Here is a 19,464-nt window from a genome sequence, read left to right as displayed (position 1 = left end):
ACGTTCTAAACACGTTGCTTGCTAACTCATCGCCCGCTGATGGCGGGCGATAAGGAGCCGCTTATGCAAGAAGCCAGTTACCAGCACCATGCGGATTGGGCCAGCCGCGATCCAGAGGGGTTTTGGCAGGCGCAGGCCAAACAGCTTGATTGGTTTACCTTTCCACAAACTATTCTTAGCAAAGATGATAATGGCATTGAGCGCTGGTTTGCCGATGGCACCATGAACACCGCCTATATGGCACTCGATGCTCATATCGAACAAGGTCGGGGCGAACAAACCGCGCTTATTTACGACTCACCGGTTACCGGTAAAAAAACCACCTATACCTATGCGGCGTTGCGTGACTACGTGGCGAAAGTTGCGGGCATGCTGGCAGGGTTAGGGGTTGAAAAGGGAGATCGGGTGGTGATTTATATGCCCATGATCCCAGAAGCAACCGTAGCGATGCTCGCTTGTGCACGGCTCGGGGCGATTCATTCGGTGGTGTTTGGTGGCTTTGCCCCTAACGAGCTGGCCGTGCGGATTGAAGATGCGGAGCCCAAAGTGGTGCTTACCGCCTCATGCGGCATTGAGGGCGCGAAAACCTTGGCTTATAAGCCGATGGTCGATCAAGCCATCATGGACAGTCGCTACAAACCCAATCATGTGGTGGTCTATCAGCGTGCCATGTGTCGTGCCAGTTTAGACAATCCGCGTGATGCCGACTGGGCGGCGCTATTAGCTGAAGCCACCCCTGCGCCACCGGTGCCCGTCAATGCCACCGATCCTTTATATATCCTTTATACCTCCGGCACCACGGGCAAACCCAAAGGCGTAGTGCGTGATAATGGCGGCCATGCGGTAGCGATGAAGTACAGCATGAGCGCGATTTACAACGTCAAACCCGGTGAAGTGTTTTGGGCCGCATCGGATGTTGGCTGGGTAGTAGGGCACTCGTATATTGTGTATGCCCCTTTGCTACACGGCTGCACCACAGTGATGTTTGAAGGTAAGCCAGTCGGTACACCGGATGCGGGGGCGTTTTGGCGCGTATGTGATGAGTATAACGTCAGCATCTTATTCTCGGCGCCTACCGCCTTTCGGGCGATTAAAAAGCAAGATCCAAACGGTGAGCACCTTGCGCGTTATCCGATGACATCCTTACGCACGGTGTTTATGGCCGGCGAGCGGCTTGACCCACCGACATTGGAATGGGTAGAAGAAAAGACCCAGCGGCCCGTGGTGGATCACTGGTGGCAAACCGAAACTGGTTGGGCGATTGCGGGCAATCCATTGGGGTTAACCTGCTTTGCGACCAAGCCCGGCTCGGCAACCATGCCAAGTCCTGGCTATCAGGTGTGTATTCTCGATGAAATGGGTGACCCTGCCGCACCAAACCAGCAAGGATACATTGCCGTGAAGCGGCCTCTGCCGCCTAGCTGCCTGCCGACGGTGTGGCGCAACCACGATCGTTTTGAAGCCGGCTATCTCAGCCAGTTCCCAGGCTATTATGTCTCCGGTGATGGCGGCTATATGGATGAAGATGGCTACGTGTTTGTGATGGGACGGATTGATGACGTGATTAACGTCGCGGGCCACCGCTTATCGACCGGCGAAATGGAAGAAGTGCTAGGCAGTCATGAAGCGGTCGCCGAGTGTGCGGTGGTGGGCATGCACGATGAGCTCAAAGGCCAATTGCCGCTCGGCTTGGTGGTACTGAAAGACGGTTTTGTCTCAGTGAGTGGCGAGATCGAACAGGAGTTGGTGCAGCGTGTGCGGGAGAGAATTGGCGCGATTGCGTGCTTCAAAAAAGCAGTGATCGTCGATAAGTTGCCCAAAACACGCTCAGGTAAAATTTTGCGTCGCATTATTCGTCAAATGGCAGATGGCGAATCTTATCAAGTCCCCTCGACGATCGACGATCCGAGCAGCTTGGAGACCATTGCTTCGGCGCTTTCACACTAGATGTAAAGACTGTTAGTGCTATTGGCAAGGCGTGCCACCTTTGTGTGCCACGCCTTGCTTCATTCTGTTACATCGCTTAGCGCTCGCCACCGTTGTTGGCCTTTTTACCCATTTTTTGTTGGTACATCTGGGTATCCGCCTCATCCAACAAGTCATCTAATCCGCGGTGCGAGGTGGCTGAGCTGGTCGCAATGCCTTGGCTAAATGAAAGGGGATAGGTATGGCGATTAATCCGGTTAAATCGCTCAACCACCCCCGCAAAGCGTTCGAGGGCATTTTCTGCTTCTTGGCGTCCGGCACCATAGAGAAACACCACAAACTCGTCCCCACCAAAGCGGGCGAACACATCCGATTCGCGCATATTGGCACGCAGCAAGTTCGCTAAGTGAGATAACGCGATATCCCCTTCAGCATGGCCGTAGGTATCATTAATCGCTTTAAAGTTATTTAAGTCTAAAAAAGCCAATGAATAAGGAGCATTAATCGACTGACAATGCTGCACCGCCCGGCTCGCCAGTTGCATAAAACCGCGTCGATTAGAAATGCCAGTAATGTCATCAGTGTAAGCGGTCTGGGCGGATGACAACTCGCTTTCCGCCAATAGCGCCAGATCTTTTAAAAAGCGCAAGTCTTCTTGGCTAAAGCGCCTTGGTTGAGTATCAATGACACACAGTGTGCCGACATTGGTGCCATCGCTGAGAGAAAGCGGGTGCCCCGCATAAAAGCGAATATGTGGTTCGCCTGTTACCAATGGATTATCGGCAAACCGCGGGTCGGCACTGGCATCTTGCACCACAAACGGCTGATTACCCAAAATAGCGTGACCACAGAATGAGATATCCCGTGATGTTTGACGAACGTTGAGGCCAAAGCAGGATTTAAACCACTGACGATCGTTATCAATCAAGCTAACGAGGGCGATCGGGACATCGAACAATCGCTTAGCGAGCCGGGTGATTCGGTCAAAGCGCTCTTCGTCTTCGCTATCGAGCAGACCCGTTTCTTGCAGTTTTTTTAAACGTTGCTCTTCATCTTGTGGCTTAATGGGACTGAGCATTCATACACTCCTGTTGCTAGCTCTCTAAATGCTGACTCTCTAAGAACAGTAGAGGGGCTAGACAGAAGTGTCTAGGCCAGCAGGCGACATCTGCTGCCTGCTGACACAAAATTGCGATACCGCTTGCGTGTTATTGCACCAGGCAAGCAAAGCCTTTCAGATAGAACCCTTCTGGGTAGGCACTGTGAGTGGGATGGTCGGCAGCTTGTGAAAAGCGCTCAATAAACTGCATATTTTTACCCGCATCCAAGGCCGCATCTGCGAGGATCTTCTGGAACAATCCGGCGTCCATTAGCCCTGAACATGAATAACTGAGCAGCACACCGCCTGGATTCAGCAGCTGCATGGCGAGCATGTTGATATCTTTGTAACCACGACACGCGCCGTTTAGTTGCGATTTCGACTCTGCAAATTTGGGCGGGTCCATCACAATCACATCAAAGCGTTCGCCTTGTTCGCGATAAGTGCGTAGCAGCTTGAACACATCGGCATTGACAAATTCCGCGCGGGTGAGATCAAAGCCGTTTCGCGCCGCATTGGCTTTGGCTTTGTCGAGCGCCGGTTGTGACACATCGACATTAGTGACGTGTTTAGCATTGCCTTTTTGCGCATACAAGCCGAAGCCGCCAGTATAACAAAAGCAGTTCAGGACGCGCTTGCCATCCATGTATTTCACCGCTTGTTCGCGGCTATCCCGTTGGTCGAGGTAAAAACCGGTTTTATGACCGTTAGCAATATCGACCTCAATCGCCACGCCATTTTCTTCGATAATGACGGAGGCAGGTGGCTCTTCACCGTGTAACACTCCTACGCGAGGCTTGAGGCCTTCTTTTTTACGAATTGCCACATCCGAGCGCTCATAGATATGACAATCTGGAAACTCGGTACGTAGGGCGGTGACCAGGTTATCACGCTGAGCTTCCGCGCCAGCGCTGAGCAATTGGCACACCAAGTAGTTATCGTATTTGTCCACGGTAATACCGGGCACACCGTCTGACTCAGCGGCCAAGAGACGATAACCGGTGAGACCATCACGTTTAGCGAGCATGGTACGTAGCGATTTTGCCGCACGAATACGGGCAAGGAAAAAGTCACTGTCGATGGCGGTTTTCTCAAAGCACCACATGCGTACCCGGATTTGTGACTGCGGCGAAAAGGCGCCAAGGCCTAGAAACTCACCTTGATGATCACAAACCGTGACAGTGTCACCTAAGCTGGGCTTCCCTTCAATACGGGCAATACCGCGTGAGAAGATCCAAGGGTGGCGGCGTTTGATGGATTTATCGCGGCCTTTGGCAAGATACACAGTGACAGTCATGGAGTGTCCTAACGATTAATGATGGATAGGCAAAGCAAAAAAGGGCGGGTATTGTCGAGCAAGGTGAGTAACATTGCAATAAAAACGCGCCCAGAGAAGGGCGCGTGATAACAAGTGTGAGGGAGCTAGGCCAAGTGTTTAAGTGCGAAGCCCTGCCACCAAGATTTTTAACTGATGCGCCTGGGCACCCAGCTCGCTCACTTCAGTGGCGGAATCACGCAGCATTTGTGCTACCTGCGTCGATTGGCTACGTACTTGTTCGACATCTTGTGAAATCGTACCTGCGACATTGCCTTGCTGCTCAGCAGCGGCGGCAATTTCGGTACTGCGATCAGCAATGGTGCCACTGCGCTCAGCGATTTGGCTGATTTCGGTATCAATTTCTTGCACCGCCGCCTCGCTGGCGGAGGCATTTTCAACCGTGCCTTCCATCACGCGGCGCAGATCCGCGGTATGCGTTTGCAGTGATTCAATCATCGACTGAATATCTACCGTGGACTCTTGGGTACGGCTCGCCAAGGTACGCACCTCATCCGCGACGACCGCAAAGCCGCGGCCTTGCTCACCGGCACGTGCCGCTTCGATTGCGGCGTTAAGGGCCAACAAATTGGTTTGTTCGCTGATGCCATTGATGGTGGTTACCACGGTGCCAATTTGCTCAGCGTTTTTGCTCAGCTCGCTGACTTTATCCGCCGCTTGGGCAATTTCGCTGGCAAGGCCGTTAATCGCGCTCATGGTTTGTTGAACTTGCTGACGCCCCTGGTTTGCCGCCTCGGTGGCCTCTTGCGTTTGGGTCGAGGTGTCCGTGGCATGGCTGGCTACTTCGCGAATCGAGCCTGCCATTTCCTCGGTGGCACTGGCCAGCGAATCAAGATACTGACGTTGACTCTCACCCAAGGCTTCACTTTCATCGCTACGCTGCTGCAGACTGGAGGACAGACCATCCATCATCTCCGCGCTTTGCTGAATGGCTTTCACCAGGTTTTGCTCGCGCTCGAGCACTTTATCGATAGTAACGGCAATTTGGCTAAACTCATCACGAACAGGAATAAAGTTCATTCGGTAACTCAGTTCACCATCTGCTAGCTTTAATAAAGCTTGGTTCATGGTGTACATCGCACCGCCAATAAAGGTCATGATGTAGTAAATCAGTACCGCAATCACCAGCACCATGCCGAGTAGCAGGCTCCAATCGGTAGCGCTCATATGACTAAACAGCGAGCCGTCGACTTGGTAGACAAGCTGATTGCCATTAAAGGTGAAACCGGTTTGCTGGTTATTGAGTAAGGTTTGCACCTCGCCTTTCGGGAGGTCGTATTTTTCAACCATGGCTTGAATGGCTTGGCCTTCCGCTTCCATTTTGTGTGCCACGCGGGTATCTGAGGCGGCATCCAAGGTAAGCGCAATCACAACCATTGCGAGCAAGGGGAGGAAAAAGATAAGGTAAAATTTTTCTTGTAGTCGAAGGTGGATAAAATATTTATCAATCCATCGAAACGCAACTTCTTTCATGACGCCATCCTGTCAAACGACTTGTCTCATGTAGCGTTATACAGGTGTCGTTTTGCAATGGGAATACAGCAGAGGTGACAGATGTCTCAAAAATGTGTCAAAGCCTATGTCACAGGTCACGTTCAGGGGGTTGGCTTTCGTTATCACACCGCCCATGAGGCGTTAAAGCTCTCATTAACCGGATACGCGAAGAACCTGCCGGATGGTCGCGTTGAGGTATTGGCTTGTGGAGGCGAGGAGTCAGTGGACTCTTTAATGGCGTGGCTAGATAAAGGGCCACCGACGGCGGGCGTCGATCAGGTTGATAAAGAAGAGGCGGAATGGCGCACTGTTGATGGGTTCGCCATCTTATAGCGCCTTAACAACAGGTCTCAATAACATAGAGCATAGTGCCAATCGTTACATGCGCCGCGAGGGTGTCGCGGCGCATGATCTGTCGGCCTCGGGACTTGTCAGCTTCGGTACTTGTTTGTCTCGGTGACTAGAGGCATTTAGCGGGCTTGGGTAAGCCTGCCAGCTTGGTGGCCTGTTTGGCTGGGCCTTTCGGGAATAGCTTGAACAAGTACTTGCTGTTGCCTTTTTCTGGGCCGTATTCTTTTTCCATCGATTTAACCAACAAACGCACCGCCGGTGAGGTGTTGTACTCTTGATAGAAGTGGCGGACAAAGTGAATCACTTCCCAATGTGCCTCGGTCAGCGCAATGTTTTCTTGTTCGGCAAGCAGCGGCACCAAGGCTTCGTGCCAATCGTCCACATTTTTTAAATACCCTTGCGCATCCGTCGCAATGGTTTCACCTTCATACACCAGCATAGTCTTACCTTTGTTCGTCATCTGACCGGACGTTATCGCTTTGATTAAGGCTGCAAAGCATAGCGAGCAGGGAAGGCGAGTGCAACTGGCGTTCACTGTGCGGACGTGGCGCGCCACACTGAGTGGGTGCGCTATCTAATCACCCGCTTTTAGGCATAAAAGGGTAGCCATAAAAAAAGCCGGCGCGTGCCGGCTCTTTGTGTTTGTGACTGACTAAACCTTGGGGTTAGTCGTCGTTCATAAAGCCAAGAATGCTTAGCATGTGAACGAAGATGTTAAAGATGTTCAAATACAGCGACACGGTAGCGCGGATGTAGTTGGTCTCGCCGCCATTAATGATGTTGCTGGTGTCATACAGAATAAAGGCTGAGAAAATCAGTACCGCGATGGTGCTGATTGCTAGGCTCAGCGCTGGGATCTGTAAGAAGATGTTCGCGACCATTGCCACCAGAAGGGCAATCACACCGGCGACCAAGAAACCACCCATGAAAGAGAAGTCTTTCTTAGAGGTAATGGCATATGCCGACAGGCCTAGGAACACCATACCTGTGGTGGCGAGCGCCTGCATAACAATCCCTGGGCCGCTAGATAGGCTCAGGTAGTAGGTCAGCGTTGGGCCTAACGAGGCACCCAAAAGGCCGGTGAACACAAAGGTCCATACAATACCGGCGGAGGAGTTCATGGTGCGAGGTAGCACAAAGAACACGATCGCCAACGCACCTAGGGTCATACCTAGCGACATCATTGGGCCGATGCCGACAGCGATAGCGATAAAGGCCGCGATAGCACTGGTGATCAGTGTCATCGATAGCAGTGCATACGTATTACGTAGCACTTTGTTTGTAGATAACGCACTCTGCTGTGACTGGCTGTGCGAAACGATACGATCGTTCATAACGTTCTCCCGGTTGGGTTAACAATCCATTTCTATATACGACAGTTATGTGGGCAGTCGTTCACTTTTTCAAGCCGCCCACGTCCTTAACCTAAACCACGACTGGCTTTTATAAAGTCAATAATACCTTATCCACGCCCAACACCGTTGCTGAAGTTGTAAAAGGATGTTAACCCAGCCCTTTAAGCGTGAACAAGGTAAAGTTTGTTACATCAACCACTTCCACCAGACGAATACGGCCAAAAAGCCGAACAAATACACCAAGCCGGTGACTGCCAATGCACGCATCGCTTTGCTCATGGTCACTTCAGGCGGTAAGCGGTGCTTGGTCACCAAAATATAGTTGAGCAATGCAAAAAAGGGCGTGGTGACAAACGCGGCCACCATGGCAAAATCAAGCATGGTCAGCAGTGCACCCGTCCAAAACGCCACAATCGCCAGTGCCAACACCGAGATCAGCATCATCCAGCCTTGTGCGATACCCGAGTGCGCTTCGGCTTCTGTTTGTTCACGCAACAAGCGTTGTGATTCTGACACCACTCGCGCATAGCCATCGATCACAGTAATAGTGCTGCCGAAAATACAGAAAAAGGCGACCACCGCAATCAAATAACGTGACCATTCACCAATGGTGGCGGCATACAGACCCACTAACTGGTGCGAAAAGCCAATACCTGATTGCTTTAGTTCAACCCCGCTGCCATGCAGAAGCAAGGCGCCGAGTGATAAGAACACAATCGCCAACAGCGCGGTACCAATGTAGCCAACGTTAAAATCAAACAGTGCCGCTTTGGCGTTGATCGGTTCAGATTGCGCTTTACGCTTGAGCCACACCGAGGTGATGCTAGAAATCTCAATCGGGGCAGGCATCCACCCCATGGTCACCACGATAAAGCCGATGGCGGCGACAGACCAAATCGAGGGCGCATTGAAGTTGGGCTCAACCGCAACAGGGTTCCCCACGGCAACCGTCACCGCCACCAAGGTGGCACAGGTGAGCGTGGCCATGATCACTTTCGATAAGGTATCCAGCGCTTTGTAATGCCCTGCAATCAATATGACTAAGCAGGTGACTACGATAATGGTCGAGAGCACCGTCAGTGAGAGATCAAACGGCACAAAATAGCTGAGCAAGCTGGCGCTAAATAAGGTTAAGGCTGCGGTGTTAATCACGCCGGAGACTGCGCTTAAAGCGACAAATAACCACAAATAAGGGCGGCCTAAACGTGCATAGCCCTCGACCAAGGTTTCACCGGTTCCTGCGGTGTATTGTACGCCTGCTCGAAAAAAGGGGTATTTAAACAAGTTAACGAGCAGGATCAATGCCGCAAGCTGCCAGCCATAAATGGCTCCGGCTTTGGTTGAAGCAACAAGGTGAGAGCCGCCTACAGCTGCCGCGGCCATCATGATACCTGGCCCCAATGCGCGTAGACGTTGCATCACCGACAAGCTAGATCCTGCCTGATGCGAAGAGACGGTTTGCATGTGTGTTTCCTTTATTGTGGTTGCGTTGTTGTGTTTGCTTTGTTTTATGATTTTTAGCGCTATTGCTTTTGTTTTTTTCATTGAGGCTTATTTTTATCACTTTGCCTTCAATTATTTTGTCAATAGCCACCCATAAATATCACATGAGCCAAACGTGTCAACTAATCTTGCCAAATTTGTTAAGCGTAGGCGTGATGCTGGGTGTGAATGATAGACACCACCAAGGTGACACAAAAAGAGAGGGATAAACATCCGACCATTGTCTGAGAGACAAGACACAGCCAAAAAGGCCGTTTGCAACGGTCAACAATCACTGAATAAGTGTGATCGAACGTCAAATTCTGCTGGAAATGAGAGTTTAATCACAATAGAATGCTCGCCCAACATGTGCTCTTTGCGCAGCGATAGCCAAAGAGTGACTGTGTCGCGATTCGCGGCAGAAGAAAAAGCGTCCAAGGTCGGGCCCACCTTCACCGAACCCGCGGTACGATGTAACGCATGATGGAACCTCTTGCCACCCCGGCAGCGTGTCGTACTCATCCGTATCGCAAGTGCAACACAACGGCAAGGTAATCTATTTATGCAACTCCTCTATAGTGCGGCAGGTCTCGTCGCTCTGTTTCTGTGCGCGTCCGCATTTTCCACCAACCGCAAAGCGATTAACTGGCGAACAGTGCTAGGCGCGTTTGGCCTGCAAGCGGTGTTTGCTGCCCTGGTGCTCTATATTCCTTTTGGTCAAGCCATGCTCGGGGCAATGAGCAATGGCGCGGCGAAGCTGCTCTCTTTTGCCAACGAAGGCATCGAGTTTGTGTTTGGGCCACTGGCGAACGATGGGTTTATTTTCGCTGTTAAAGTACTGCCGTTAATCATTTTTATCAGTGCGCTAATTTCTCTCCTTTATCATCTCGGCATTATGCAGTGGGTTATTAAACTTCTCGGCGGCGGCATACAGCGATTACTCGGCACCAGCCGCGCAGAATCCTTGGTCGCGACCAGCAACATCTTTCTTTCTCAGGGCGAATCTCCTTTGGTAGTTCGCCCTTTTCTTAGCAAAATGACCCGCTCTGAGCTCTTCGCCGTGATGGTCGGCGGCATGGCTTCGGTGGCCGGCAGTGTGCTCGGCGGATATGCCGCCATGGGCGTGGATTTGAAATACCTGATTGCCGCGAGCTTTATGGCCGCGCCGGGTGGATTATTGATGGCCAAAATCATTGTCCCTGAGACGGAAACACCAGCTGAGCAAAACCAGGTAGAGATCAGCGATAGCGACCAAGCAAACGCGATTGACGCCTTGGCTAGCGGCGCGATGAACGGCATGAAAGTCGCGGTGGCTGTGGGTACTATGCTGGTCGCCTTTATCAGTGTGATTGCGATGCTAAACGCCGGGCTCGGGAGTATTGGCGAGCTGTTTGAACTCGAAGGTTTAAGCCTAGAAACCCTATTCGGTTATTTGTTCTCACCCTTGGCATTGCTTACTGGGGTGCCGGTGCATGAAGTGTTTGCCGTCGGCAACCTGTTAGGGCAGAAAATCGCACTCAACGAGTTTGTCGCCTTCTTATCCTTTGCCGATATCAAAGCGAACCTGTCGGTGCAAAGCCAGGTGATTGTGACCTTTGCCTTGTGTGGCTTTGCGAATATCGGCTCGATTGCCATTCAACTCGGCTCGATTGGTGCCATGGTGCCCGAGCGTCGCAAAGATGTGGCCAGCCTAGGCGTGCGCGCAGTGATTGCCGCCACCTTTGCCAATCTAATGAGTGCGGCACTGGCGGGTATTTTTATCGCGCTATAAACACTGCGCAGTAAAGAGACTCAGCTAACGTGTCTCAGTAAAAGTAGGGCGATTGGCGGCAAGCTAATCGCCTTTTGCTAGCAATATCGCCAACCTGATCACGGCTTGAGCGAACAGACAAAAAGCGGCAAATAAAGGGTTTACAAGCCACAGCGAACCCAATAATATACGCCGCGTTCCGGAGAGATGGCTGAGTGGTTGAAAGCACCGGTCTTGAAAACCGGCAAGGGTTAATAGCCCTTCTAGGGTTCAAATCCCTATCTCTCCGCCATATATAGAAAAGCCGCTGATTATTCAGCGGCTTTTTTGCATTTATGCCCCCACAAATCCCCAAACCCTGACCGCGCCAACATTTTAGACGCCTTTGCCTAAACACACTGCCCAGCGTCTGATAACCTAGCCCGCAAAAATCGCTCCGTAAGGCCTTTTGGATGCCGACAACCAATGGCGGTAGCGTGGAACGCAACAAAACGCCTACATAGATGCACGCTTTCTCATGACTGATTCACACTTTCCCGGGGCGAAAAAATAAAAAACACGAATAATCAATCGGTTAAAAGCATAAGCGCGGGGATAATGTGAACACCTCAACCGGGATAGGCGGCATGCACATTATCACCGATTAGGGCTTGATGAGATAGACGGAAAAACCACATTATTATCATGAGGTTATGGGTAAAGCAGGGCGTATAACAGTTTTGACAAATCGAGCACGCACACTAATACAATGTTATGTGTTTCATCACTTCTGCAATGATAGGTTAGTTATGGATAAGTTTTTAATTGGTATTGTTGGCGTCATTATTGGTTCTTTGTTATCCATAATTCGCGATTACATTAATGAATATCGTTCAAAAACAAATAATGCACGTTATTTGGCTGTAAGAATAGTTGGTTTATTAGATCAATTTATAAGTCAATGCGTTGATGTCGCATGTGATACTGGTAGGCCTGATAGAGAGGGTGTTATGGTTCCAACGACAAAAATACCCACTCTAAATTTTGATAATATCGATGGTGAATGGCAATCACTTTCGTTTAATTTGATGTATGAAGTCTTAGATTTTCCTAATCATTTGCTAACTGCTAAAGAAGCTGAAACTTTTGCTTATGAACATGGAGATGGAGCACCTGACTTTGATGATGTATTTAATACTCGTCGTTATCATTTCGCAATATTGGGTATTAGGGCTGATAAATTGAGTATGAAATTACGTAATAAATATGGAATGCCCAATAAAGATTATGGCAAATGGAATCCAATATCTAGATTGAATGAAATAGGAATAGAGCTAAAGAGCAAAAACACATAACAAGAGCAAGCATCAGACAAATTAATCGCATAGGCTCTTAATTTGCTGCTGTTGCAAGCGTTACATTTCTTATGGCAGAAGGACTTTGAGTTGAAATTTACCGACAAGCTAAAAAAAATCCAAGAAACGCGCTATGGCGGCGTATTTGGTAGCTCTACTAGCAGTTATATATTTATTAATAGCGGGAATTAAAGGTGTTTATTTTTGGACGGACGGCAGTAGCTTCCTTCTTGCCAAAAACATAAATGACGGATCAAGGTGGGTTATTGAAAAGACGTGGTTTTTCCCATTGAGAAATTTTTGGGAGGCGATACCTGCAATACCATTTGAAGGTAGAGACATCATAGAGTTCTACAAAGTTATAATACCCCCGGTTGTTGTGTTCGGTATCTGTGCGTTGTTTATAACAGATCATCGCATGCTACGAGAAAAGTTTTATGAGCTAAAGGCTGATATCGAAAAAGAAATCGCTTTACGTGAAATGCGTAAGGATGCAGGGATTGAAACATTGAGTGAGTCGGCCACCATTGACATTGCGATTAGCAATGCAACAAATAATGACCCTGCATGGCATAATACGGGGTGGGGCAAGATAATAATTGGAGTTGCGATCGCACTGGTCGTCACAGCAATCGGGTTGAAATAGGTTAATGTAACAAGCGCATGTTGTCGGACTGGTTTTCCGCTATGCTTCAAACCAGCCGCAAATGCGAGCGTTAATTTTCTCAAGGAGACATAGGTGGCACATCAGTATCCACAAAGGATAAACAATCACCAGTTGGAAGAGGTCTCCGAAAGACATTTCCGGAGTCATTTGCCACGAAATTGGACTTGTGACAAACCAGCTCAAGATTACGGTGTGGATTTACGAGTTGATCTTTATGATGATCAGGCGGCAACTGGACTTGAACTATTGGTACAACTCAAGTCTTCTGCCGAAAGCACCGATCGACAGAATGAAACTATTAGATTGGCGACACCTACATATAATCATCTGTGGGACAAGCTACAAGTTGTTATGCTTGTTAAATATGTCGAGCGCGATGATGAGGCTTATTGGCTTTTGCTTAGTGAAGTGCCTGAGCCTGCTCAGGAGCATGATTCGTTTACTATCCACATTCCAAAGACGAATGTTCTGAGAAACATTGACTGGAACAATATTTACGACCACGTCCGGAACGTGACAGATGAGAAGCTGGCTGCTCGCAGGAGAGGGCGACTTCAAGACGAGAGAAATTAACAAGGCCAGGCACAGCGACGTCTTTTTCGTTGCGGCTTCGCCTTCACTACAAAGCCGCGCGTGCTGGCGGCGTTAAATGGCAAAAGGAGCATATCTTGCCTCTAATCTTCTATCAGAGTAGTGATTACACCAATAACCATTCACATGTAAATTCAAATGGTGAAGCAAGTCTACGCTGCAGAAAAGTAGACCTTTATAGGTCAATGATTACTGTTGGAAATCCAAGTTTTATATCAAAGCAAAAAATTCGTGAATATGGTCTTGCGCGCACGATATACAGCTCTGTAATAGAGAAGGTCGGTATAGTATTTGAGAATATACAATCTGATAGAAATGGTATGAGGATACAACCCATATATCATGCCCACGTGAGTGATAAGAAGCGGATTGTAAGTTACAACTTGGGAATGGCCTTTGCTAAGTTTTATGCCGAAAAGTTGCTAAATATCCCGAGTTTAGTGCATGTGGAAAGCCTCAAAGCATTGGGGGCTATTGAGTTTGTTGATCCAGAGGAAGGGCGAGGCCGCGAACCAGATTTAGTAGGACAATGCTTAAACGGTGATTGGCATGTTTTTGAAGCTAAAGGTATGTCAACCAACCAACTAAACACGAAGATATTAAGTGCAAAAGAACAAGTACAAAGAGTAGAGTCAATAGACGGTATACCACCTCAGACACTAAATGCATGCGCAACTTACTTTAATGATGAACGAATACTGACTTATTTAGTAGATCCAGAGAGCAAAAAAGAAAAGCGTTATAAGGTTAAACGAGAGAAAATTTTTGATTCCAACTACAAGCCGATTTTCCTTTTTGAAGATGCTTTGAATAAAAAGTTGGAACTTAGAGTTGAAGACGATTTCAGGTATTACGCTATCAACCTTGAGGCAAAAGGGGTAAACCTTACTGTCGGTATTGAAGAAGAGATACATGACCTAATTCAGCAAAGGGAGCTATTTGAGTTTCCTTCATCATTAAGGTCCAAGCTTATAGAACAGCGTAGTCAGGAAATAGAGCGGAATTATTCTATAGGATCAGACGGGATAATTGTGAAGTACCGTGATTACTAGCTATTTCACAGGCACGTCAATCAGGACGCTCACAAGCTCGCGCCTATTACACTAGCGTTATGGGAAAATAAGGGAAGTATGAATAGGTTTTTAAAGTTAGCGTTAATTGTGTTTGTTTTTTTTGCTGTCTTGGCAGCGGGTTATGGGGTGTATCGGGGAGTAGAAGATGATTCGGCTGTAACCGCATACGTCGTAGGGGCTCAAGATGCAGAAACATTGAGCGAAGATGCTCCGATATTGTTGAACGAAAAAAGGGTTCCAGTAGAACGGGTCCGTTCATTTTCCAGAATAGCTAAAATTATCAATGACAAATTTGGAAGTGATGAGTCGCGGTGCATTCAGAAGATTTGGGATAGTTCGACAGATCCTGTTGGGCTTGTTATTGAGAACTCAAGTTTGATTCAGCAGTATATTTTGATTGAGGCTACCACTCTTGAGTCGTTGAATAAGCTGAGTCATGCTGACTTTTCGAATACAAAAGAAATAGGTGAAATTGGAATCGAGCATGGTAAAAAAATCAGATTGGTTCTCGATGGTTTCCCTGCGGCTTTAAGGCCGATGGAAGAGCTTTCTAAATGCACGAAAAAGCTCAAAGGTTGGTTGGTGTATCTTGATTAGTACAAGCAATAAAGCACATAACAATTACGTCATAGGGACCGGTTTTACGCTGGCGCTCCAAACCGGCCCGTTACGCCAGCGTTAGGTTTTTTATAAGGACTTGGTGCAAACTTCAAAAAATATTTTAGTCTTGTTGCTTATCCGTAATAAGGAGGTTGTGTGTGAGCAATTTAATAGGTTTAGTCTTGGGTTTTGTGTTGGTAATGCCATTGGCCGTGCTACTTCATGAGTTAGGGCATGCAACTCCTCAATTGATGACAGGTCAGTCGGTAGAAATTCGATTGGGAAGTGGAAGTAATGCTAAGGAATTTCGGGTTGGTAAATTAAAGCTCTTAATCACACCATTGTCGATGAATGTTGGCTTTGCTTCAATAGAAAGAGATGTGAGCAAAAATTTGCAAGTTGTTTCGTTGTTAATGGGACCTGTTGTATCTCTAATTTTATGTGTCGGGTTATATTTACTTAGTCGCTATGAATTACCGTATCTAGCTCAATATTTGGTAAATTTTGGACTGTACTTTTCACTGTTTCAATTTTTATTTACAGCAATGCCCATATACTATCCAAGTTACTTTGGTGTGTATGAGGGTATGCCTAGCGATGGGAGGCAAGTGCTAGAGTTACTTGGCTTAATGAAAGGTCAAGGGGCATAAACCTAACAAATATGAATAAGTGTCGCGCAGCCGACACTTTATTTTGGTGTTGAGAAAGCCCGTTGCTTTATTAATTAAGTAGTTCGAATACGCATAGGCAGGCGCTGCGTCTGGCACTTTTTTCAGCGCGAGCGCAGCCAAGAAACAAGCGGATACATTGTTACTTAAAAAGTGATGCTTGGCGAAATAAACACCACAAAATAATTGAGCAGACATGGTTACCTCCGCTATTAAAGAGCGCACCTAAGTGTGGCAGATCCTAAACAGGGGGGATCTATGTTATTAGTTATATCTATGCAACTAATTGAAACGATTAAATATGCCTACATATTGATATCGTCAATTAATTAAATATAGGGGAACATATGTCAATTCAAAACCTAAATGCTGGCGATATTGTTGTTAGCAACTTCGGTGTTTATCAGCACTGGTCTTTAGTTTCAGACGCTTTGTGTGAAAAGGGGCTGCCTATGCTCATTTCTGCAACTCAGCGAAATGGTACCGTTCAAGAAGAAAACTGGGATGTAGTAACCCAAGGTAAACATACCTATCCAGCTAAAGTTACTTACGACCGCCCAGTACCAGAGGTACTCGAACTCGCTCGTTCTCAAATTGGACAGTGGAAATACTCACTAACAGACCGAAACTGTGAGCATTTTGCTAAATGGGCGACAGGATTAAAAATGTCTTCGACTCAAGTTGTTGCTGGTGCAACTGGTGCTGTTTTGGGTGCAAGTTTAATTGGTTTATGCTCAGAAAATCCGAAGTTTGCTAAGTTTCTCGGTGGTTCATTAGCTCTGGGTGGTTTAGCAGTCTTAGCTACTAAAGCCGTTGAGGAAAAATAGGTAAGACAAACGACTATTTCGCCAATCACTAGAGGATGGCGAGGCTTTTACCCCACATCATTCCTCCTCTGAGCATTGAGCCTAAGTTCACGTTCATCTTACGTACACAGGCAACAATGGCGAATATTGCTCATCTTCGTTAGGCGTTATTGACGCTAACACTCATATCAATTTTCAATTAAAACACTATGGAAAGTAATAATGAAATATAACAACCCCATCAACCCAAATTGTTTAGATAACTTGCTGGGTGAACTATGGCTCAATGAGGACTCTTTAGTTTTAGATGTTGGTTGTGGTAACGGCGAATTAATTAAAAGCGTTTTAGAAAAGTTTAACTGTCGGGCGGTAGTCATTGAAATTGATGAAAGGGAGATTGCTAAAGCCAAGGAAAACTTGGAGCCTTATTTAGATAAAGTCACCTTTCATAATGCAGCATTCAAAGATATGGAACTGCCTAGGGGCGTATTTGATGCGTGCTTTAGCTTAGGCTCTACTCATGCTTTTGGCGATGTTGGTGAAGCTTTAGACCATGCGTTGTCTGACATGAAGGCTCTCATAGCGTCTAATGGCGTAATTGTACTTGGGGATGCGTATTGGCGAAAAGAACCAGATAAAGAGTACTTACTCGCAACAGGTATTGACCCGATAGAGTTACGCTCAAACCTTCAAAACATAGAAGCAGGAAATCAACTAGGCCTTGAATGCGCTTATGTCGTCCATTCTTCTTATCAAGATTGGGATACGTTTGAAAGCTCGTTTTGGCTAGCTGCTGAACGCGAGTTGATGCTAGACCCTGAAAATATAGAGCTATTGGATAAAGTAAAAACGAGACGACATTGGAAAGATGCGTATTTGAGGTGGGGGCGAGAAACAATGGGGTTTGCTCTATACCTATTCATTCACGCTACACCCCAAAGCATCTAAAAAATGAGTCTGAGGCTCTTCCAGTCTGAATAAGGCTATGAGCCGGGCACACTTAGCGCCATGGAGGGCATAACAATATGAGACCGAGTAGATTCAATCTCTCTGCGTTGCTCGTTGGGGCGATGGCAACATTTGTGGGGATTGGCGTGGCGCGGTTCGCCTACACACCAATTATTCCTGCACTCGTAGAAGCCAACTGGTTTACGGCCACGGAAGCGGCATACTTGGGGGCCGCGAATCTGCTCGGCTATCTCGGTGGAGCGATTGGCGCGCACACCCTCTCTGAGCGATACAAACTCCGTTATGTGCTTGGCGGCGCTTATATCGCAGTCGCGTTGAGCTTCTTTCTTTGTCTGAGCCCGATCGGCTTCGTGTGGTTCTTTATCTGGCGATTTGTGTCTGGTTTTGCCGGTGCAACCTTGATGGTTGTCGGTCCGTCTCTGGCTCTCTCAAGTACGCCAGCGTCACAACGACCAGCGACCGGAGCGATGGTTTTTACCGGTATCGGAATTGGGGCTTTTTTGTCGGCCACCGCGATTCCGTTATTGTTAAATGTAGGGCTTGTTTTAGCCTGGATTGGGCTCGGCGTACTTGCTGCTGCGGCTGGCCTTGTCGCCGATAGGGCTCTCGCAAGGTTGAAATCATTACCAGCTATTCCCCATTCAGGAAATGGGTCAGAGGGCTTAACCGCTGCACAGAAATGGAGCATCGGAATCGTCATGGCGGCGTATGCGATGGACGGAGTCGGCTTTGTTCCCCATACGGTTTTCTGGGTAGATTATCTTGCACGTGAAGTCGGTATGGGGCAGAGCATCGCGAGTTTCCAATGGGCTGTTCTGGGTGTTGGTGCTGTTTTCGGACCTTTTATTGCCGGGAGGGCGGCCAAAAAGCTCGGCTGGCACGAGGCTCTGCTGTCAGGGTTTCTAGCAAAGTCCATCGCGACGGTATTACCGGTTATATGGGTATCGATGGCCAGTATCACGGTTTCATCCTTTGTCGTTGGAGCCATGATCCCCGGCATTGTTGCGCTAACAGCAGGGCGGCTTTCAGAGATTATGGGGCCTGCTGGTCATAAAAAGATATGGGGTATGGCGACCGCCATGTTCGCTGCATTTCAAGCAGCAGGCGGGTACGCTTTGGCATTCGTCTACGCGTCGCTTGGTAGCTACGAACCTTTATTCAGCATTGGTGCCGTTATTCTGGCGAGCGGTGTCCTCTTGCTATCAACTCGATATCTTATCGTTCGAAAAGCCACACAGATGGAGAAAAATTGATATGGAACTGTATCTGAACACGACATCGCCTTATGCAAGAGTTGTCCGAATCTGCGCGATTGAAAAGCAGTTGGATGATGTGAAGCTCATCTGGGTAGATCCTTGGGCGGATGACAATGCGTTGCTTACCGCCAATCCGAACGGAAAAATTCCCGTGCTTGTAACGGATAGGGGAGAGACTTTATCAGAATCCCTTCTCATCGCGTCATACTTGGACGGGCTTTCTTCGACGAACAGCTTGCTTGGTGCACCCAACTACACTGATGTCCTTGCTCTCTCGGGGCTTAGTCAGGGCCTTACCGATGCAGCTTTTATGACGGTTATTAATCGGAAGCACTTTGGGAAAGAGAGCGATAGTACAGTACTCGGAGTTCGTCGACAGAGTGCCATTATCAGGTGCCTTCAGACGCTGGAGGATAGGGTGAATACTGACGTTATGCAGTCCGACATTAACCTTGGCCAGATTGTTACTGGCGTTGCGCTGAGCTATATCGATTTTCGATTACCGGAGCTGCAATGGGGTGAAAGCCAGCCACTCCTCGCTGACTGGTTAAGGAGGTTTTTAGAGCGTGCAAGTGTCAAAGAAACGGCCTTTACTTAGGTTTTGTAAAGAATGTTTTTAGTGACTATCGCCAAAATCACATTAGGTCGATATGGCTGGTTCCGATATTAAAGGCCTCACCAAATTAACGAGATATTTTAAAAATAAA

Annotated in this window: 19 protein-coding genes and 1 tRNA gene; 14 read left to right on the top strand and 6 right to left on the bottom strand. The window is 48.0% G+C overall.

Annotated elements, in window-relative coordinates; genetic code table 11:
* Window positions 1-63: 63 nt before the first annotated feature.
* Window positions 64-1,947 (top strand): propionyl-CoA synthetase, encoded by a 1,884-nt coding sequence (locus tag BZG74_RS10910; protein ID WP_077772625.1) that lies wholly within the window; start codon window positions 64-66, stop codon window positions 1,945-1,947.
* A 76-nt stretch (window positions 1,948-2,023) separates the two neighbouring features.
* On the opposite strand, the gene BZG74_RS10905 is transcribed toward BZG74_RS10910, so the two are convergent.
* From BZG74_RS10905 to BZG74_RS10895, 3 genes are all read right to left on the bottom strand, one after another.
* Window positions 2,024-3,004, bottom strand: a complete 981-nt coding sequence (locus BZG74_RS10905; RefSeq protein WP_077772624.1) for a sensor domain-containing diguanylate cyclase — start codon at window positions 3,002-3,004, stop codon at window positions 2,024-2,026.
* 130 nt (window positions 3,005-3,134) lie between these two features.
* Window positions 3,135-4,322 (bottom strand): class I SAM-dependent methyltransferase, encoded by a 1,188-nt coding sequence (locus BZG74_RS10900; protein WP_077772623.1) that lies wholly within the window; start codon window positions 4,320-4,322, stop codon window positions 3,135-3,137.
* A 138-nt stretch (window positions 4,323-4,460) separates the two neighbouring features.
* A complete protein-coding gene (locus tag BZG74_RS10895; RefSeq protein WP_077772622.1) occupies window positions 4,461-5,834 on the bottom strand; it encodes a methyl-accepting chemotaxis protein in 1,374 nt (457 codons plus the stop codon).
* A gap of 81 nt (window positions 5,835-5,915) precedes the next feature.
* Between BZG74_RS10895 and yccX the strand changes: the two genes are divergently transcribed.
* Window positions 5,916-6,188 (top strand): acylphosphatase, encoded by a 273-nt coding sequence (gene yccX / locus BZG74_RS10890; RefSeq protein ID WP_077772621.1) that lies wholly within the window; start codon window positions 5,916-5,918, stop codon window positions 6,186-6,188.
* Between the two features lie 127 nt (window positions 6,189-6,315).
* Here yccX and BZG74_RS10885 read toward each other — a convergent pair whose 3' ends face one another.
* The 3 genes from BZG74_RS10885 to BZG74_RS10875 form a co-directional block, all read right to left on the bottom strand.
* Entirely contained in the window at window positions 6,316-6,645 is a 330-nt protein-coding gene (locus tag BZG74_RS10885; protein ID WP_025672953.1) for a TusE/DsrC/DsvC family sulfur relay protein, read from the bottom strand.
* 226 nt (window positions 6,646-6,871) lie between these two features.
* The gene (locus tag BZG74_RS10880) at window positions 6,872-7,540 is read right to left on the bottom strand and encodes a Bax inhibitor-1/YccA family protein (RefSeq protein WP_046073363.1); all 669 of its coding nucleotides are present in this window, start codon (window positions 7,538-7,540) and stop codon (window positions 6,872-6,874) included.
* 207 nt (window positions 7,541-7,747) lie between these two features.
* Window positions 7,748-9,025: an NRAMP family divalent metal transporter gene (locus BZG74_RS10875; protein WP_077772620.1), complete on the bottom strand. Its 1,278-nt coding sequence runs from the start codon at window positions 9,023-9,025 to the stop codon at window positions 7,748-7,750.
* 580 nt (window positions 9,026-9,605) lie between these two features.
* Here BZG74_RS10875 and BZG74_RS10870 point away from each other — a divergent pair.
* From BZG74_RS10870 to BZG74_RS10810, 12 genes are all read left to right on the top strand, one after another.
* Complete coding sequence (locus tag BZG74_RS10870) at window positions 9,606-10,814, top strand: NupC/NupG family nucleoside CNT transporter (RefSeq protein ID WP_077772619.1); 1,209 nt, start codon at window positions 9,606-9,608, stop codon at window positions 10,812-10,814.
* 180 nt (window positions 10,815-10,994) lie between these two features.
* Window positions 10,995-11,085 (top strand) — tRNA-Ser (locus BZG74_RS10865).
* 496 nt (window positions 11,086-11,581) lie between these two features.
* The gene (locus tag BZG74_RS10860) at window positions 11,582-12,127 is read left to right on the top strand and encodes a hypothetical protein (RefSeq protein WP_077772618.1); all 546 of its coding nucleotides are present in this window, start codon (window positions 11,582-11,584) and stop codon (window positions 12,125-12,127) included.
* A 133-nt stretch (window positions 12,128-12,260) separates the two neighbouring features.
* Window positions 12,261-12,773: a hypothetical protein gene (locus BZG74_RS10855; protein ID WP_077772617.1), complete on the top strand. Its 513-nt coding sequence runs from the start codon at window positions 12,261-12,263 to the stop codon at window positions 12,771-12,773.
* 93 nt (window positions 12,774-12,866) lie between these two features.
* On the top strand, window positions 12,867-13,367 hold the full coding sequence (locus tag BZG74_RS10850; protein WP_077772616.1) for a DUF4365 domain-containing protein: 501 nt from the start codon (window positions 12,867-12,869) through the stop codon (window positions 13,365-13,367).
* Window positions 13,368-13,462: 95 nt separating this feature from the next.
* Window positions 13,463-14,437: a hypothetical protein gene (locus BZG74_RS10845; protein WP_077772615.1), complete on the top strand. Its 975-nt coding sequence runs from the start codon at window positions 13,463-13,465 to the stop codon at window positions 14,435-14,437.
* Window positions 14,438-14,515: 78 nt separating this feature from the next.
* A complete protein-coding gene (locus tag BZG74_RS10840) occupies window positions 14,516-15,055 on the top strand; it encodes a hypothetical protein (RefSeq protein ID WP_077772614.1) in 540 nt (179 codons plus the stop codon).
* 161 nt (window positions 15,056-15,216) lie between these two features.
* Window positions 15,217-15,708 carry a hypothetical protein gene (locus BZG74_RS10835; RefSeq protein ID WP_077772613.1) on the top strand — a complete coding sequence of 164 codons (492 nt, stop codon included), beginning with the start codon at window positions 15,217-15,219 and terminating at the stop codon, window positions 15,706-15,708.
* Window positions 15,709-16,073: 365 nt separating this feature from the next.
* Window positions 16,074-16,553 carry a lecithin retinol acyltransferase family protein gene (locus BZG74_RS10825; protein ID WP_077600293.1) on the top strand — a complete coding sequence of 160 codons (480 nt, stop codon included), beginning with the start codon at window positions 16,074-16,076 and terminating at the stop codon, window positions 16,551-16,553.
* A 201-nt stretch (window positions 16,554-16,754) separates the two neighbouring features.
* Window positions 16,755-17,480: a class I SAM-dependent methyltransferase gene (locus BZG74_RS10820; protein ID WP_077772611.1), complete on the top strand. Its 726-nt coding sequence runs from the start codon at window positions 16,755-16,757 to the stop codon at window positions 17,478-17,480.
* A 122-nt stretch (window positions 17,481-17,602) separates the two neighbouring features.
* Window positions 17,603-18,754, top strand: a complete 1,152-nt coding sequence (locus BZG74_RS10815) for a YbfB/YjiJ family MFS transporter (protein ID WP_201247382.1) — start codon at window positions 17,603-17,605, stop codon at window positions 18,752-18,754.
* Window position 18,755: 1 nt separating this feature from the next.
* On the top strand, window positions 18,756-19,355 hold the full coding sequence (locus tag BZG74_RS10810; protein ID WP_077772609.1) for a glutathione S-transferase family protein: 600 nt from the start codon (window positions 18,756-18,758) through the stop codon (window positions 19,353-19,355).
* Window positions 19,356-19,464: the final 109 nt, after the last annotated feature.

This window comes from Salinivibrio sharmensis (assembly GCF_001995985.1).
In the GTDB taxonomy this organism is placed as follows: domain Bacteria; phylum Pseudomonadota; class Gammaproteobacteria; order Enterobacterales; family Vibrionaceae; genus Salinivibrio; species Salinivibrio sharmensis.
The sequence above is the reverse complement of the archived record's forward strand: the minus strand, read 5'-3'. Positions and strand labels throughout refer to the sequence as shown.

Coding starts and splice junctions, on each gene's coding strand:
- BZG74_RS10910 (WP_077772625.1), top strand. CDS start 64: ATGCAAGAAGCCAGTTACCAGCACCATGCGGATTGGGCCAGCCGCGAT.
- BZG74_RS10905 (WP_077772624.1), bottom strand. CDS start 3,004: ATGCTCAGTCCCATTAAGCCACAAGATGAAGAGCAACGTTTAAAAAAA.
- BZG74_RS10900 (WP_077772623.1), bottom strand. CDS start 4,322: ATGACTGTCACTGTGTATCTTGCCAAAGGCCGCGATAAATCCATCAAA.
- BZG74_RS10895 (WP_077772622.1), bottom strand. CDS start 5,834: ATGAAAGAAGTTGCGTTTCGATGGATTGATAAATATTTTATCCACCTT.
- yccX (WP_077772621.1), top strand. CDS start 5,916: ATGTCTCAAAAATGTGTCAAAGCCTATGTCACAGGTCACGTTCAGGGG.
- BZG74_RS10885 (WP_025672953.1), bottom strand. CDS start 6,645: ATGCTGGTGTATGAAGGTGAAACCATTGCGACGGATGCGCAAGGGTAT.
- BZG74_RS10880 (WP_046073363.1), bottom strand. CDS start 7,540: ATGAACGATCGTATCGTTTCGCACAGCCAGTCACAGCAGAGTGCGTTA.
- BZG74_RS10875 (WP_077772620.1), bottom strand. CDS start 9,025: ATGCAAACCGTCTCTTCGCATCAGGCAGGATCTAGCTTGTCGGTGATG.
- BZG74_RS10870 (WP_077772619.1), top strand. CDS start 9,606: ATGCAACTCCTCTATAGTGCGGCAGGTCTCGTCGCTCTGTTTCTGTGC.
- BZG74_RS10860 (WP_077772618.1), top strand. CDS start 11,582: ATGGATAAGTTTTTAATTGGTATTGTTGGCGTCATTATTGGTTCTTTG.
- BZG74_RS10855 (WP_077772617.1), top strand. CDS start 12,261: ATGGCGGCGTATTTGGTAGCTCTACTAGCAGTTATATATTTATTAATA.
- BZG74_RS10840 (WP_077772614.1), top strand. CDS start 14,516: ATGAATAGGTTTTTAAAGTTAGCGTTAATTGTGTTTGTTTTTTTTGCT.
- BZG74_RS10825 (WP_077600293.1), top strand. CDS start 16,074: ATGTCAATTCAAAACCTAAATGCTGGCGATATTGTTGTTAGCAACTTC.
- BZG74_RS10820 (WP_077772611.1), top strand. CDS start 16,755: ATGAAATATAACAACCCCATCAACCCAAATTGTTTAGATAACTTGCTG.
- BZG74_RS10815 (WP_201247382.1), top strand. CDS start 17,603: ATGGCAACATTTGTGGGGATTGGCGTGGCGCGGTTCGCCTACACACCA.
- BZG74_RS10810 (WP_077772609.1), top strand. CDS start 18,756: ATGGAACTGTATCTGAACACGACATCGCCTTATGCAAGAGTTGTCCGA.